The sequence below is a fragment of the Kitasatospora sp. Root107 genome, from assembly GCF_001424875.1.
GTDB lineage: Bacteria > Actinomycetota > Actinomycetes > Streptomycetales > Streptomycetaceae > Kitasatospora.
Window position 1 is genome coordinate 194,690 of record NZ_LMCT01000002.1, and the last position, 15,533, is coordinate 210,222.

At 73.4% G+C, this 15,533-nt stretch carries 16 protein-coding genes; 2 read left to right on the plus strand and 14 right to left on the minus strand.

Annotated elements, in window-relative coordinates:
• Positions 1-38 precede the first annotated feature (38 nt).
• Together ASC99_RS04355 and ASC99_RS04360 are read right to left on the minus strand one after the other, a co-directional pair.
• Positions 39-671, minus strand: a complete 633-nt coding sequence (locus tag ASC99_RS04355) for a response regulator transcription factor (RefSeq protein WP_057228404.1) — start codon at positions 669-671, stop codon at positions 39-41.
• A complete protein-coding gene (locus ASC99_RS04360) occupies positions 668-1,885 on the minus strand; it encodes a sensor histidine kinase (protein WP_235502909.1) in 1,218 nt (405 codons plus the stop codon). The genes ASC99_RS04355 and ASC99_RS04360 overlap by 4 nt, the downstream gene beginning before the upstream one ends.
• Before the next feature lie 179 nt (positions 1,886-2,064).
• Between ASC99_RS04360 and ASC99_RS04365 the strand changes: the two genes are divergently transcribed.
• Positions 2,065-3,135, plus strand: a complete 1,071-nt coding sequence (locus tag ASC99_RS04365) for an FtsX-like permease family protein (protein ID WP_057228405.1) — start codon at positions 2,065-2,067, stop codon at positions 3,133-3,135.
• Entirely contained in the window at positions 3,132-3,827 is a 696-nt protein-coding gene (locus ASC99_RS04370; protein ID WP_057228406.1) for an ABC transporter ATP-binding protein, read from the plus strand. Before ASC99_RS04365 ends, ASC99_RS04370 begins: the two co-directional genes overlap by 4 nt.
• Here the strand turns inward: ASC99_RS04370 and ASC99_RS04375 are convergent.
• The 12 genes from ASC99_RS04375 to tatC form a co-directional block, all read right to left on the minus strand.
• Complete coding sequence (locus ASC99_RS04375) at positions 3,824-4,411, minus strand: Uma2 family endonuclease (protein WP_057228505.1); 588 nt, start codon at positions 4,409-4,411, stop codon at positions 3,824-3,826. The genes ASC99_RS04370 and ASC99_RS04375 overlap by 4 nt on opposite strands.
• A 100-nt stretch (positions 4,412-4,511) precedes the next feature.
• Positions 4,512-5,246 carry a hypothetical protein gene (locus ASC99_RS04380; RefSeq protein ID WP_057228408.1) on the minus strand — a complete coding sequence of 245 codons (735 nt, stop codon included), beginning with the start codon at positions 5,244-5,246 and terminating at the stop codon, positions 4,512-4,514.
• Between the two features lie 90 nt (positions 5,247-5,336).
• Positions 5,337-6,047: a GntR family transcriptional regulator gene (locus ASC99_RS04385; RefSeq protein ID WP_057228410.1), complete on the minus strand. Its 711-nt coding sequence runs from the start codon at positions 6,045-6,047 to the stop codon at positions 5,337-5,339.
• Positions 6,048-6,116: 69 nt separating this feature from the next.
• Complete coding sequence (locus tag ASC99_RS04390) at positions 6,117-7,016, minus strand: ornithine cyclodeaminase family protein (protein WP_057228412.1); 900 nt, start codon at positions 7,014-7,016, stop codon at positions 6,117-6,119.
• A complete protein-coding gene (locus ASC99_RS04395; RefSeq protein WP_057228414.1) occupies positions 7,016-8,047 on the minus strand; it encodes a proline racemase family protein in 1,032 nt (343 codons plus the stop codon). Before ASC99_RS04395 ends, ASC99_RS04390 begins: the two co-directional genes overlap by 1 nt.
• Entirely contained in the window at positions 8,044-9,432 is a 1,389-nt protein-coding gene (locus ASC99_RS04400; protein ID WP_057228416.1) for an aldehyde dehydrogenase, read from the minus strand. The genes ASC99_RS04395 and ASC99_RS04400 overlap by 4 nt, the downstream gene beginning before the upstream one ends.
• Before the next feature lie 143 nt (positions 9,433-9,575).
• Positions 9,576-10,577, minus strand: coding sequence for a proline racemase family protein (locus tag ASC99_RS04405; protein WP_057228418.1), 1,002 nt, complete (start codon positions 10,575-10,577; stop codon positions 9,576-9,578).
• Positions 10,578-10,650: 73 nt separating this feature from the next.
• The gene (locus ASC99_RS04410) at positions 10,651-11,514 is read right to left on the minus strand and encodes a dihydrodipicolinate synthase family protein (RefSeq protein WP_057228507.1); all 864 of its coding nucleotides are present in this window, start codon (positions 11,512-11,514) and stop codon (positions 10,651-10,653) included.
• Between the two features lie 154 nt (positions 11,515-11,668).
• Positions 11,669-13,051, minus strand: coding sequence for an NAD(P)/FAD-dependent oxidoreductase (locus ASC99_RS04415; protein WP_057228420.1), 1,383 nt, complete (start codon positions 13,049-13,051; stop codon positions 11,669-11,671).
• A complete protein-coding gene (locus tag ASC99_RS04420) occupies positions 13,032-13,346 on the minus strand; it encodes a (2Fe-2S)-binding protein (RefSeq protein WP_057228423.1) in 315 nt (104 codons plus the stop codon). Before ASC99_RS04420 ends, ASC99_RS04415 begins: the two co-directional genes overlap by 20 nt.
• Before the next feature lie 26 nt (positions 13,347-13,372).
• Entirely contained in the window at positions 13,373-14,524 is a 1,152-nt protein-coding gene (locus ASC99_RS04425; protein ID WP_057228424.1) for an FAD-binding oxidoreductase, read from the minus strand.
• 112 nt (positions 14,525-14,636) lie between these two features.
• Complete coding sequence (gene tatC, locus ASC99_RS04430) at positions 14,637-15,530, minus strand: twin-arginine translocase subunit TatC (protein WP_057228509.1); 894 nt, start codon at positions 15,528-15,530, stop codon at positions 14,637-14,639.
• Between the last annotated feature and the right edge of the window lie 3 nt (positions 15,531-15,533).

The window sequence follows — 15,533 nt, forward strand, 5'->3', positions numbered from 1 at the left end:
GCGGCCGCGCTCCGACGCAGGGTCCAGGACTCTCCGGCTCAGGCCGGCCGGATCAGCCCGCTGGTCAGACCCGAGGCGATCGCGGCCGTCCGGCTGTCCACGCCGAGCTTGTCGTAGATGTGCACCAGGTGGGTCTTGACCGTCGCCTCGCTGATGAACAGCCGCTTGGAGATCTGCTTGTTGGCCAGCCCGAGCGCCAGCAGCTGGAGGATCTCCGCCTCGCGCGGCGACAGCGTCGGCCGCCCGGCCCGGACCCGCCCGAGCAGCCGGGCCGCGACCGGCGGCGCCAGCACCGTCTCGCCCCGGGCGGCGGCCCGGACCGCCGCCGCCACCTCCTCCGGCGGGGCGTCCTTGAGCAGATAACCCGTCGCACCCGCCTCGACCGCCGCCAGGATGTCGGCGTCGGTGCTGTAGGTGGTGAGGATCAGCACGGCGGGCGGATCGGGCAGCGCGGTGATCCGCCGGGTGGCCTCCACCCCGTGCATCCCGGCGCCCATCTGAAGGTCCATCAGCACCACGTCGGGGCGCTGCGCCAGCTCCGCCAGCACCCGCAGCGCCTCCGCACCGTCGGCCGCCTCGCCCACCGCCTCCAGCTCGGGCAGGTCGTCCACCATCGCGCGCAGCCCGCGCCGCACCACCGGGTGGTCGTCCACCAACAGCACCCGGATCACTGCGCACCAGCCTCCGTCAGCACGGCCTCGGCCGTCTCGATCGTCCGCAGCGGCAGCGAGACCGCCACCACCGTCCCCTCGCCCGGCGCCGACTCCACCGTCAGCCGCCCGCCCAGTGCCGCGATCCGCTCGCGCATCCCGTGCAGGCCGAACCGCCGGCCCTCACCCGAGGGCAGCGCGAGCGGATCGAAGCCCACCCCGTCGTCGAAGACGTCCAGGGTCACCTCGTCGTCCAGATAGGTCAGTGTGACGGCAACCGCCTCGGCCCGGGCGTGCCGGGCCGCGTTGGCCAGCGCCTCCTGGGTCAGCCGGAGCAGCGCGACCTCCGCCTCCACCGGCAGGGGGTACGGCTCGCCGTCCAGGTGGAACACCACGCTCTGGGCATCGGCCAGCCGCCGCAGCGCCTCGGTCAGTGTCACCCCGTCCAGCGCGGGCGGGGTGAGCGCGTGCACGAACCGGCGGGCCTCCGCGAGATTGGCCGAGGCCGTCCGCCCGACCTCGGCGATCCGCTCCCGGGCCGCGCCCGGGTCGGCCGACAGCGCGGACTCCGCCGAGCGGGCCAGCAGCACGATGCTGGACAGCCCCTGCGCCAGGGTGTCGTGGATCTCCCGGGCCAGCCGCTGACGCTCCGCCAGCCGGCCGGCCTCGCGCTGGGTGGCGGCCAGCTCGTCCCTGGCCCGGACCAGGTCGTCGATCAGCCGCTGCCGCTCCCGGCTCTCCCGGTACAGCGCCGCGTAGCCGTACGCGGTGAGCAGCGCGACCACCGCGCCCGCCACCGGACCGAGCACCTTCGCGGTGGTCAGCCCGCCCTCGGTGCCCGCCTGCGCGGCCACCACCACCACGGTGAGCGCGCCCACCGCGGCGACAGCCCAGCGCACCGGCAGCAGGTGCAGACAGACGAAGTACAGCGGGAAGGCCAGGTAGCAGAACTCGGGGTGCCGGAGCGTCAGACCGATCCAGAGCAGCAGCACCGCGCCGAGCCAGAGCCCGGCCCACAGCCGGGTGGTGCGCACCGGTGCGAGAGCGCCGCCGCTGAGGTAGACCGCCGCGAGCAGGATCGCGGTGAGCAGCGCGCCTGGCCCGAGCCCGCCGTCGGCCACGCCCCGGGCGACCAGCACCACCAGCAGGGCCAGGAACAGGCCGTGCAGGGCGAGGTTCATCAGCCGCAGCGCGGGCGTGTTCCCGGAGTGGCCGGGCGGTTCGGTACTGGTCACGCCTTCCGAGAGTACGGGGTGCGGGCCCCCGGTCCGGCCGCCACGGCATCAACCGTTCGATGTATTCCTGGCTGCATCCCCCGCACGAGTGGAGTCCCCCTCCTCTCCCTGATGGAATCGGGGCCGCGCGCCGACAGGGTTGAGGAGTCTCAGAAAATCTCCGTACCGGGAAGGCCACCGTGTTCGTCGCACTCCGTGACATCCGCTTCGCCAAGGGGCGGTTCGCCCTGATGGGGGCGGTGGTCACCTTGATAACCACCCTGGTCGTCTTCCTCTACGGGCTGACCGGCGGGCTCGCCTCCGCCGCCTCCTCCACCGTCGCCGACCTGCCGGCCGACCAGATCGTCTTCGGCGCTCCCGCCGGGGCCACGCCGACCGTCTCGTTCAGCAGCAGCACCGTGTCGTCCGACCAGGCCGCGGCGTTCGCCGCCGCCCCGGGCGTCGAGTCGGTGCAGCCGCTGGGCATCTCGATGACCCGGCTGACCGCCAGCGACACGGCCGCCTCGGTCAGCGTGGTCGGCGCCCCGGCCGGGCTGCTGCCCCCGCTGGAGTCCGGCACCGCCCCGACGGACGGTCAGATCGCGGTCGGCGCCGACACCGCCGCCGAGTACCACCTGACGGTCGGTGAGCAGGTCAATGTCGGCCCGCGCACGGTCACCGTCTCCGGCCTGACCGCCGAGCGCTCCTACAGTCACGCCCCGACGGTGTGGACCACCGTCGCCACCTGGGAGCAGGTCAGCGGCCAGACCCAGCCGACCGCCCTGGCACTGACCACCTCGGATGCGGACCTCGGCGCGCTGGACGCGGCGCAGGGCACCGAGACCGTCTCGCTCGGCGACTCGCTGGCCGGCATCAACGGGTACTCCGCCGAGCAGGGCAGCCTGCAGATGATCCAGGGCTTCCTGTTCGCGGTCAGCGCGCTGGTGGTCGGGGCCTTCTTCACGGTCTGGACGGTCCAGCGCAAGCCCGACATCGCGGTGCTCAAGGCGGTCGGCGCGAGCAGCGGTTACCTGGTCCGGGACGCGTTGGCGCAGGCCGCCGCCGTGCTGCTCGGCGGTGCGCTGCTGGGCGGCGCGATCGGCGGGGCGGGCGGGCTGCTGGCCGCCGCCACCGTCCCGTTCGACGTCAGCCTGGCGAGTGTGGGCGTCCCGGTCGCGGTGATGGTCCTGCTCGGCCTGCTCGGCGCCGCACTCGCCGTCCGCCGCATCACCTCCGTCGACCCGCTGGCCGCGCTTGGAGCCAACCGATGACCACCACCGTCCAGTCCACCCGCACCGGCCTCGCCCTGCGCGACGTCACCCTCACCTACCCCGACGGCGAAGCCCGGCTGACCGCCCTCGACCAGGTCTCGCTCTCGGTCGCGCCCGGTGAGTTCACGGCGGTGGCCGGGCCCTCCGGCTCCGGCAAGTCCTCGCTGCTGGCGGTGGCCGCCACCCTGCTCCGCCCGGACAGCGGCTCGGTGCTGATCGACGGTCAGGAGGTCGACGCACTGGGCGAGAAGGCCCGCTCGGCGCTGCGCCGGGAGCGGCTGGGGATCGTCTTCCAGCAGTCCAACCTGCTCGCCTCGCTGACGGCGGTGGAGCAGCTGCTGGTCCTGGAGTCCGTCCGTGGTGGCAAGCCCCGGGCCGCCCGCGAGCGGGCCGAGGCCCTGCTCGCCTCGGTCGGCCTGGACGCGTCCAAGCAGCGCCGCCGCCCGCACCAGCTCTCCGGCGGCGAGCGCCAGCGGGTCAACATCGCCCGCGCCCTCTTCGGCGAGCCCTCCGTCCTGCTGGTCGACGAGCCCACCTCGGCCCTGGACCACGAGCGCGGCGCCCAGATCGTCGACCTGCTCGCCACCATCACCCGCGAGCACCGCACCGCCACGGTGATGGTCACCCACGACCGCGACCTGCTGACCCGGGTCGACCGGGTCCTGGAGATGCACGACGGCCGGCTGGTCTAGCCCTTCTCGCCCAGCACGCCGTCCACCGAGAGCGTCACGGCTGCCCCGATCGACTCGGGCAGCGTGAAGCTCTGGCCCCGGTGGTGGACGGCGTGCACGCGGTACTCCCCGTCGGAGGGGTCGGTGAGCACCATGACCTTCTCGTTCTTCCGGTCGACGATCACGTAGACCGGGATGCCCGCCCCGGCGTAGGCGGCGGGCTTCTTCTTCAGGTCGTCGCTGAGGTTGCTGGAGGTCACCTCGAGCACCATGCGGAAGATCGCGGGGTCGTAGCAGTTGAACGCCACTCCGTGGTCAAGGTAGTCGGCATCCACAACGGCCAGATCAGGGACGGCGTAGTCCGAGGGGCCGTCCGGCAACCAGAGTCCGACGGCCTGGATGACCTTGCTCGCCTCCCCGTGCAGCCCCGCCGCGCTGAGGGCGAGTACGAGGTCCGTCAGGGAGACGCCATGCGGGCCGTCAGCAGGTGGTGTCACGGTGATCTGGCCCCCGATGATCTCGACCCGGTAACCGATCAGTTCGTCGGACATCCTGTCAGCGACCTCGAGCAACGTCGGGTGCTGCTCAACTGCTGCTGCGGACATGGTTTCCTCCGGCTGGCCGGTGTCGAGAGCATCATCGTAGAACGCCACCGCCCGGCGCGACCTCGCGCCGGGCGATTCACCTGAACGGGAACGGACCGCCTCAGACCGCCGGGTAGCGGTCCGCGAGGTCGCCGTAGCCGCCGGCCTGCCAGATCCGGCGGCGGAACTCCTGGAGGCTGAGCGCTCGGGCGGGTTCGCCCGGGGTGGGCGGGAAGTGGGCTGTGGCGCAGCGGGCGCAGTACCAGGCCTGGGCCCAGAGTTCCTCGGCGGCGGGGCGGCCGGCCAGCCGGGTGCGGAGCGCTGCCTTGCGGCTTGCGGCCAGAACGAACAGCAGCACCGCCGCGAGCAGGGCGAACCCGGAGATCCAGCCGAGGAAGGCCAGGTCGGGGTGGTCCGCCGAGGCCGACGAGCCGGCGTCGGCGTAGGTCCAGGTCCGCACGCCGTCCACCTCCACCCAGCCGGTGACGCCCCGCCCGTAGCCCTGCGGCCTGGCGGCCGGGGCGGGGTCGTCGGCGAACCACCGGCCGCCGAGCGCACCGCCGATGAAGGTGCCGACGGCGATGAACAGGGCGAACACCCCGAGGGCGATGAACCCCGCGGCCTTCGCCACAGTGGCCGCGCCCAGCAGCGGTACGGGCGAGAGGGCGTCCGACACCGCCGTGGTGACCGTGCGGGTGACGGTGGTCGAGCGGCCGTCCTGGTCCCGGGCGGGGACCAGGACGCGGTCGCGCCCGGCCAGGTGGACGGCCGGGACTCTCTTCACCTCGTCCGTCAGGCCGCAGCTCGGGCAGGGCACCAGGGTGTGCCCCGGTCTGTCGTCATGGATCTCAACCATCTGTCCCCCCGTAGACCCGGCCGGGAGTCCGGCCGCTGATCATCTGCGCAGACGCTACAGGGGGCCGGCCGGTTGCAACCCGACGGACCGTCAGCGCGCACCGAGGCGCAGAGCCGGCTGCTCGGCAGCTGCGGCCTCCACGCCGGCCGCCCAGAGCGAGCGGACGTGGCCGAGGTGTTCGGCCATGCAGGTCTCGGCGGCCTCGGCGTTGCCCGCGATCATCAGGTCGAGCAGGGTGAGGTGCTCCTCCGCGGAGGAGACCAGCTCGCCGCGCTGGTCCAGGCGGTTGAGGCCGTAGAGACGGGAGCGCTTGCGGAGGTCACCGACCACGTCGACCAGCCGGGCGTTGCCGGCCAGGCCGAGCAGCGAGAGGTGGAACTGGCGGTCCGCCTCCAGGTAGCCGATCAGGTCGTGCTTGCGGGCGGCCGCGACGATGGCGTGGGCCTCGGGGCGGAGCGCTTCGAGCTGGTCCCGGTCGGCGGTGCGGGTGACCCGGCCGATGGTGGGGACCTCGATCAGGGCGCGGATCTCGGTGTAGTCGTCGAGGTCGCGCTCGGTCAGCTCGGTGACCCGGAAGCCCTTGTTGCGGACCGCCTCGACCAGACCTTCACGGGCCAGGTCGAGCATCGCCTCCCGGACGGGGGTGGCGGAGACGCCGAAGTCGGCGGCCAGCGCGGGCGCCGAGTAGACGACGCCGGGGCGGAGCTCGCCGGAGATCAGGGCAGCCCGAAGGGCGTGGGCGACCTGGTCGCGCAGGCGCTCCTGGACGGAGATGAGGGCGCGGGGCTTGAGGTCCGCCATGGTGTTCCTCCGGGTGGCTTAGCAGGACACCATTGTACAATGTCACGTTACGTTGATTTGTAAAGCAATTCAGACGGAACTGCCCGCCTCGTACTGTGCCGCCGCCACCGCGAGGTCCTGCCAGGCCATCCCGACGCTCTTGAAGAAGCGCGGACGATCCGTGGGAACAACTGCCTTGCCGTTGACCAGTTCTGACAGGTTAGCAAGCCTGGATCCAGCCACACCAGGGATCAGCAGGTCGCCCGCCTCCCGGAGCGCGACCGAACGCGCCTCCACATAGAGCGCCGCCCGGTCGACCAACACCGTGTCCACCTCACGGGCCGTCGGTTCGTGCGAGCCTACCGCCGCCACCGCAGCGTGGTCCGGCACCAGCGCACCATCGAACAGCGGCTCCCGCGCCGTGGTGCAGCAGACCACCAGATCGGCCTCGGCCACCGCACCGGCATCGCCCGCCACCGCGTCGAGGCCGAGCCCCTGGGCGTACGTCACCAGGGCGACCACCGGCTCGACCGACCGGCCGACCACGGTGACCCGGGTCAGCGGCCGGATCGCCAGCAGCGCGTCCAGGTGCGCGTACGCCTGCGGCCCGGAGCCGAACAGCACCAGGTGCGAGGCCTCCGGCACGGCCAGCAGGCGCAGGGCGAGCGCGGTGACGGCCGGGGTGCGCAGCGAGGTGAGCGCGATGCCGTCGAGCAGCGCGATCGGCTGCAGGGTCGGCCCGTCCAGCAGCAGGTAGCTGCCGGTGATCCGGGGCAGGCCCCGGGCCGCGTTGGCCGGGACCACGCCCGCGATCTTCACCCCCGCGTACGCGGTGTCGGCGGCCGGCATCAGCAGCAGCTCGCCCGCCGGGACGGGGATGTTGCTGCGGGCCGGGCACTCCTCCGGGTCGAGACCCTTGAGCAGCACGGCGGCCAGCGCGTCGACGGCCTGGCCGGGGGTGAGGGTGAGCGGGAGCTGAGCGATGGCCATCAGAGCAGGAACCCCGTCCCGAGAGAGTCGGCCGGGTCGAGCAGGAAGCGGTGCTCGCCGGTCCGGTGGGCGGTGCCGGTCACCTCGGTGATCCATCCGTCGCGGTGCTCCGTGGCGAGCCGCCCGGTGAACACGCTACCGATGATCGACTCGTGCCGCAGTTCCTCACCCACCGTCAGACGGCCCTCGGCGGCCAGCAGGGCGAGCCGGGCGGAGCTGCCGGAGCCGCACGGCGAGCGGTCGATCTGGCCGTCCGCGAAGACGGTGACGTTGCGCTGGCTGGGGCCTGCCGGGGTGTCCGGCAGCTCCTCGTACAGGATCACCCCGTAGACCCCGGAGAGCAGCGGGTCACTGGGGTGCCTGGTGGCGGGCTCGTCGGCCAGTGCGGCCCTGATCTCCCGGCCCAGTGCGGTGAGTTCGGGCAGCGAGGCAGTGTCGACGGTCAGCCCGAGGTCGGCCGCCCGGACCGAGGCGTAGCAGGCGCCGGAGTGCGCCAGGTCGACCGCGACCGTCCCGCGCGAGGTGGGCACGGCCAGCTTGCAGGCGGTGACGGCGGTGGGCACGTTCCGGAAGGTGACCCCGGTGGTCCGGCCGTCGGTGCGGTGCACGGCGGCGCTGACCCGGCCTGACGGTACGTCGATCCGGACCCGGACGGTGCCGTCCGCCGGGGCGGCCACCAGACCGGAGTCGACCGCCCAGGCGCCGAGCGCGATGGTGCCGTGGCCACAGGCGGTGGAGTAGCCGTCCTTGTGCCAGAACAGCACCCCGAGGTGGGCCTCGCTGTCGTCGGCCGGGACCACGAAACCGCCGTACATCCCGGCGTGTCCGCGCGGCTCGCGGGTGAGCAGCCGACGGATGTCGTCCAGCGCGCTGGGACGCGGGTCGGTCGCCGTGCCACCGGCACCGAGCGCGATGGCGCGGCGCTCGGCGACGGTGTCGCCGGGGATCGGCGGCAGCCCGGCGGTGACGATCCGGAACGGCTCGCCGGCGGTGTGGTAGTCGACCGTGTGGACCGGGGTCAGCGCGCTCATCGCGGCGAACCTGCGGGCAGCAGGGTGACGGTGCGCTCGGCGGTGTAGAAGTCGAGCACGGCCTGCCCCTGCTCGCGCGGGCCGTAGCCGGCACCCTTGGCACCGCTGAACGGGACGTGGAAGTCCACGCCGCTGGACGGCGCGTTCACCCGGACCATGCCCGCGTCGAGGCGGTCGGCGGCGGCCAGCGCGGTGTCCAGGTCCCGGGTGTGCACCGAGGTGGAGAGGCTGTGCCGGGTGTCGTTGGCGACCGCGATCGCCTCGTCCAGGTCGGCGGCGCGCAGCAGCACGGCCACCGGGCCGAAGAACTCCTCGGTCCGCAGCGGGTGTTCGGCCGGGACCTCCTCGAGCAGGGTCGGCTCGATGAACCAGCCGTCGCGCTCGATCCGGCTGCCGCCCGCGAGCGCGGTGGCCCCGGCGGCGACGGCGCTGTCCACGGCCTCGGTCAGGCGCTCCAGCGCGGGCTTGTTGATCACCGGTCCGCAGACCTCGGTCAGCGCGGCCGGCTCGGCGATCGCGGCCAGCGCCTTGGCGAGCGCGGCGGCCAGCGGCTCGTACGCGTCGCCGACGGCGATCACCCGGCTGGTGGCGGTGCACTTCTGCCCCGCGTACCCGGCGATCGCGGAGGCCAGGTGGGCGGCGGCCTGGGCGATGTCGGCGTCCGGCAGCACGATCGCGGCGTTCAGGCCGCCCATCTCGGCCTGCACCGGGATACCGCGCTCGGTGGTCGCGGCGACCACGGCCCGGCCGACGGCGGTGGAGCCGGTGAACGAGACCACGTCGGAGGCCGCGACCAGCGCCGCCCCCTCCTCGGCCCCACCCGGGACGACGGTCAGCACGCCCTCGGGCAGGCCCGCGAGTTCGGCCAGCCGCAGGGCGCACGCGGTGCCCTCGGGGGCGGGCTTGAGGACGACGGTGTTGCCGACCGCGAGGGCCGGGGCGGCCTTCCAGGTCGGGATGGCGAGCGGGAAGTTCCACGGGGTGATCAGCCCGGCCACACCGTACGGGCGACGGCGGGTCAGCAGCAGGCCCTCGCCGGCGGCGGGCTCGTGCACGGCACCTGACGCGGCGTAGGGCGCCTGCGCGTAGTAGCGCCAGATCGCCACCGTACGGGCCACCTCGCCGCGGGCCTCGGCGAGCGGCTTGCCGACCTCACGGACGATCAGAGCGGCGAGCTCGGCGGCGTTCGCCTCGACGGCGTCAGCGGCACGGCCCAGGGCGGCGGAGCGGCCGCCCGCACCGAGGGCCAGCCAGCCGGACTGGGCGGCGCGGGCCTGGGCGACGGCTTGGGTCGTGCCCGGGCCTCCGGCGGCTTCGACCTCGATCACGAGGTCGCTGGGGTCGGCGGGGTTGTACGAGCTGACGCTCACTGGGAAACCTTTCATGTACTTGCACTACCCAGGGGCTCGGGGAACTGCGAGGAGATCTGGCGCCGGGGTCACTGCGAAAGTGCCTGACCATCCACACAGGTGCAACGCTCCAGAGGTCGGCGTCGCAGTTCCCCGAGCCCCTGGGTGGTGCAACTCATTCAGAGCAGGAAGCCGGCGGGGAAGGGGTCGGTCGGGTCGAGGAAGTACTGCGCCGTGCCCGTGATCCAGGCCCGGCCAGTGACGGTGGGGACCACGGCGGGCAGGCCGGCCACGGTGGTCTCCTCGACCAGGCGGCCGGTGAACGAGGTGCCGATGAAGGAGTCGTTCAGGAAGTCCTGGTGGAGCGGGAGTTCGCCGCGGGCGTGCAGCTGGGCCATCCGGGCCGAGGTGCCGGTGCCGCACGGGGAGCGGTCGAACCAGCCGGGGTGGATGGCCATCGCGTGCCGGGAGTGGGCGGCGGTCGAGCCGGGGGCGAGCAGCTGCACGTGGTGGCAGCTGTGGATGGACGGGTTCTCCGGGTGGACCGGGCGGTCGGCCGCGTTGATGGCGTCCATCAGGGCGAGCCCGGCGTCCAGGATCTCCTGCTTGCGCTCCCGTTCGAACGGGATCCCGAACTCGGCCAGCGGCAGGATCGCGTAGAAGTTGCCGCCGTACGCCAGGTCGTAGCCGACCGCTCCGTAGCCCGGGACCTCGATCTTCTGGTCGAGGGCGACCGAGTACGAGGGCACGTTACGGATCGTCACGGCCTTGGCCGCGCCGTCCTGGACGTGCACGTCGGCGATCACCAGTCCGGCGGGGGTGTCGAGCCGGACCGTGGTGACCGGCTCCACCACGTCGACCATGCCGGTCTCCACCAGCACGGTGGCGACCCCGATGGTGCCGTGGCCGCACATCGGCAGCAGGCCGGAGACCTCGATGTAGAGCACGCCGAAGTCGGCGTCGGGACGGGTCGGCGGCTGGAGGATCGCGCCGCTCATCGCCGCGTGGCCGCGCGGCTCGTACATCAGCAGGGTGCGGAAGTGGTCCAAGTGCTCCTGGAAGTGCACCCGGCGCTCGGCCATGGTGGCGCCCGGGATGACACCGAACCCGCCGGTGATGACCCGGGTCGGCATGCCCTCGGTGTGCGAGTCGACGGCGTGGAAGACGTGACGGCTGCGCATGGATTCGGTCCCCTCGGTGGGAGGGCCGGCTGCCCCCGCAGCCGGCCACTGGCAATTCCTCGTTGACGTACGGTCAGACCAGACCGTCGGCGAGGGCCTTCTCGGTCGCGGCGCGGACGGCCGCCTCGATCTCCGGGGAGAGCGGGAAGCGCGGCGGACGGACCGGACCACCGGGGCGGCCGGCGATGTCCATCGACAGCTTGATGGCCTGGACGAACTCGGTCTTGGAGTCCCAGCGCAGCAGCGAGTGCAGCGAGCGGTACAGCGGCACCGCGGTCTCCAGGTCACCGGCGACGGCGGCCCGGAACAGCTTGGCGCTGGCCTGCGGCAGCGCGTTCGGGTACCCGGCGATCCAGCCCACCGCACCGCCGACCGCCAGCTCGAGCAGCACGTCGTCGGCGCCGATCAGCAGGTCGAGGTCGGGCGCCAGCTCGGCGATCTGGTAGGCCCGGCGGACGTCGCCGCTGAACTCCTTGACGGCCACGATCGAGCCGTCGGTGTGCAGCTGGGCGAGCAGCTCGGGAACCAGGTCGACCTTGGTGTCGATCGGGTTGTTGTAGGCGACGATCGGCAGACCGGCCTGCGCCACCTCGGCGTAGTGGGCGCGGACGGCGGCGTGGTCGGCGCGGTAGGCGTTCGGCGGGAGCAGCAGGACCGAGCCTGCCCCGGCCTCGGCGGCCTGCTCGGCCCAGCGGCGGGACTCGGCGCTGCCGTAGGCGGCGACGCCGGGCATCACCCGCGAGCCGTCACCGGCGGCCTCGACCGCCGTGGTGACGACCTTGGCCCGCTCCTCGGCGGTGAGGGTCTGGTACTCGCCGAGCGAGCCGTTGGGGACGACGCCGTCGCAGCCGTTCGCGATCAGCCACTGGACGTGCTCGCCGTACGCGTCGTAGTCGACGGAGAGGTCGGCGCGCAGCGGGAGCGTGGTGGCGACCATGATGCCGCGCCAGGGACGGGTGGGCTCGTGCGTTGCGGACACGTGGACTACTCCTTGGGGTGGTGAGGTGTGACATTTTATTAGATGGGAAGAGCGGACACAAGGGGGCGCAGCGGACGGGCCGCGCCCCCGGGGGAATGCCTCTCGCGAGGCACTACGAACCGTCGGCCAACTGGGCCAGCGGGACGGGGCAGGAGAGCGGTCGGGAGTCCGGGCGCAGCTCGCTGCTCCCGGACAGGCAGGCGACGGCGGGGCCGCACATCCGGCCCTGGCACCAGCCCATCCCGGCTCGGGTGAGGAGTTTGACGGTCCGTGAGTCGGTCGCGCCGAGCTCCTCGACGGCCTCCCGGACGGCGGCGACCGAGACTTCCTCGCAGCGGCAGACGTCGGTGTCCGGGCGGAGCCAATCCGTCCAGCCCGGGCCCGGGCGGTGCGCGGCGGCCATCAGCCCCGCGAAGGCCCGGCGCCGGTCCCGGCGCCGGCGCAGCGCGGTCGGCACCGGGGCGCCGGCGATCACCCTGGCAGCCAGCTCGCCCTCGGCGATCGCCAGGTCGGCCCCGCCGACGCCGCAGGTCTCCCCCGCCGCCCAGAGGCCCGGCAGGCTGGTGCGCAGCCCGTCGTCGACCTTGAGCGCGACGGTCCGGTCCGCCGTCAGCACGGTCTCCGCGCCCAGCTCGGTGGCCAGTTCGATCTGCGGCAGCAGCCCGTGGCCGACCGCGAGCGCGTCGCAGTCGATCCGCCGCTCGGTGCCGGGCACCGGGCGCCACTCGGCGTCCAGCCGGGCCACCGTCACCCCGGTCACCCGGTCGGTGCCGTGGGCCTCGACCACCGCGCTGGAGCGCCGCAGCCGGACCTTGCCGCGCAGCAGCCTCGCGCCGTGCCCGGCGCCCTCGACCAGCTTCGCGGGGTTGGCCGCGAGCGTACCGAGCCCCCGGGCGTAGCCGAGGTAGTTGCCCGCCTCGACCACCGCGGGGACGCCGGCCCCGGCGGAGACCAGCGAGGAGGCGGCGGCCAGCAGCAGCGGGCCGCTGCCCGCGACCACGATCCGCCGGCCGGGCAGCACCAGGCCCGCCTTGAGCATCGCCTGGGCGCCACCCGCGGTGACCACCCCGGGCAGCGTCCAGCCGGGGAAGGGCAGTTGACGCTCGTACGCGCCGGTGGCCAGCAGCACCGCCTTGGCCTCGACCACCGCGCTGCCGGTGGATCCGGCTCCGACGGTGGCGTGCAGGCGCCAGGTATCGCCCTGTTCGGCGGTCCAGACGTGGTGCTCCGTCAGGTGGGTGACCGTACTGGCGGCCAGCCGGCCGGTCAGACCGGTGAAGGCGGACCAGCCGTGGTGCAGCCGCTCCGGGTGGGCGGCGCCGAGACCGGGCGCGGGGTGCCGGTAGTACTGGCCGCCGGGGCGCGGGCCCGCGTCCAGCAGGACGCAGCGCAGGCCGAGTTCGGCGGCGGTGACGGCGGCGGCCAGCCCGGCCGGGCCGGCCCCGATCACCGCGAGGTCGTACGGTGCGGGGCGCTCAGACGGCGAGGTCGGCACGGCCGTGGCCCTCCTGGGTGGTGACGGTGGTGCCGGGCTCGGCGGGCAGCAGGCAGGTGCGCTGACTCGCCTGGCCGTTGACGGTGGCCAGGCAGTCGTAGCAGGCGCCGATCCCGCAGAAGGCGCCGCGCGGGCGACCGTTCACCCGGGTGGTGCGCCAGGCCAGGATGCCCTCGGCCCACAGTGCGGCAGCGATGGTCTGGCCGGGCAGAGCCGGGATCGGGCGGCCGTCGAAGTCGATGGTGTGCCCGGGCTCGGGCCGTGCGCCGACCAGTTCGGCGGGGGTTCGGCGCATGGTGCGTCCTCTCCTGGGGCGGGAATTCACGCGGCGGCCTCGTCGAAGCGGTCGGCGCGGAACGGGGTGAGGTCGAGCTCGGGTCGTTCGCCGGTGAGCTGACGGGCGATCAGCAGACCGGTGGCGGGGGCCAGGCCGATGCCCGCGCCCTCGTGGCCGCAGGCGTGGTAGAGGCCGGGCACCCGGGGGTCGGCGCCGATCGCGGGCAGGTGGTCCGGCAGGTAGGGGCGGAAGCCCCGGTAGGCGCGCTGGACCGCGACGGTGCGCAGCACCGGGAAGAGCGCGGCGGCGTTCGCGGCCAGCCGCTGGAGCACCTCCACCGAGAGGGTCCGGTCGAAGCCGACCCGCTCCCGGCTGGCGCCGATCAGAACCGGCCCTGCGGGGGTGCCCTCGACCACGGCGGAGGTCTGCAGGGCGGCCGAGCCGCTCGCCACGTCGGCCACGTAGTCGGCGGCGTAGACCTTGTGCCGGACGATCCTCGGCAGTGGCTCGGTGACCAGCACGAAGCCCCGGCGGGGCAGCACCGGCAGCGCCACCCCGGCCAGCGCGGCGAGGTCCCCGCCCCAGGTGCCGGCCGCGTTGATCACAGCGGGGGCGTCGATCCGGCCCCGGTCGGTGGTGACGCCGAGCACCTCACCGGACGGGCCGGTGCGGATCGCGGTGACGGTCTCACCGAGCCGGACCGACGCCCCGGAGGCCCGCAGCAGGTGAGCGGCTGCCAGCGCGGGCTGGACCTGGGCGTCCTGGGAGTAGTGGAAGCCGCCGGCCAGACCGGGGGCCAGATGCGGCTCCAGCTCGGCCAGCCGGTCGCCGGGGATCTCGGTCGAGACCACCCCGGCCTTGGCCTGCTCGGCCGCGAAGGCCCGCAGCGCGGTCATCCCGGCCTCGGCGGAGGCGACCACCAGGCCGCCCTTGGCCTCGTACTCGATCTGCTCGCCCAGCTGCTCGGCGATGGTCTGCCAGAGGCCGGTGGAGAGCAGTGCGAGGTCGAGCTCCGGCCCCGGCTCCTTGTCGGAGACCAGCAGGTTCCCCTCGCCCGCACCGGTGGTGCCGCCGGCCACCGGGCCGCGGTCGATCACGGTGACAGCGAGGCCGGCTCGGGCCGCGTAGTAGGCGCAGGCGGCACCGACCACACCGGCGCCGATCACCAGGACATCGTGGGGGGATCTCTTGGACACGTCAGTAATATGTCACATGGTTGTGGCGCTGCCAAGGCCGTGCACACGACAGAAAGGCCCCGACCGCTGGAAGGACCAGCAGGCCGGGGCCTTACGGATGACTGACAGTCTGTCAGGTGATGTCGTCCAGCTGCTCACGGCGCGCCGCCGGGACGGCCGTCGGCAGCTCCGGGGCGGCCGACGCCTCGATGGCCTCGACCGAGCCGACCTGGTCCACCGAGAGGTCCAGGTGCGAGGCCTCGTCCTCGTCCAACCCGGCATCCGGGTTGCGCCGGGCCCGGCGGCGGTCGTTCAGCAGGGCCACGCCGACCGCGATGAAGTACAGCACGATGATCGGTGCGGCCAGACCCAGCATCGAGAGCGGGTCCGCGCTCGGGGTGGCGAAGGCCGCGAAGACGGTGATCGCCATGATCATCCCGCGCCACCAGCCGAGCAGCCGCTTGCCGCTGACCACCCCGACCAGGTTCAGCATCACCAGCAGCAGCGGGAACTCGAAGCCGAACCCGAAGACCAGCACCATCCTGGTGATGATGTCGAGGTAGTTCTCCACCGGCAGGATCGAGGTGACCCCGCTGGCGGTCAACGAGATCAGCATCTGTGCCGTCACCGGCATGATCACGTACGCCAGCGCGGCACCCGCCAGGAACAGCGGGGTGCCGAGGCCGAGGAAGGAGAGCGTGTAGCGGCGCTCGTTCTGGTGCAGGCCCGGCGCGACGAACTTCCACAGCTGGTAGAGCCAGACCGGGGTGGAGACCACCACACCGGTGGTCAGGGCGACCTTGAGCAGCACCGTGAAGGGGCTCAGCAGACCGATGTTGGAGACCAGCGCACAGTTCATGTCGCCCGGCAGCGGCTTGCCGTCCGGACCACAGACCGGCAGCGGCGCGATCAGGAAGTCGGTGATCTGCCGGTGGTAGAAGAAGGCGACGATGGTGATCGCGATGATCGCCAGCAGCGACTTGACCAGCCGGTTGCGGAGTTCCCGCAGGTGGTCGGCGAGCGCCATCCG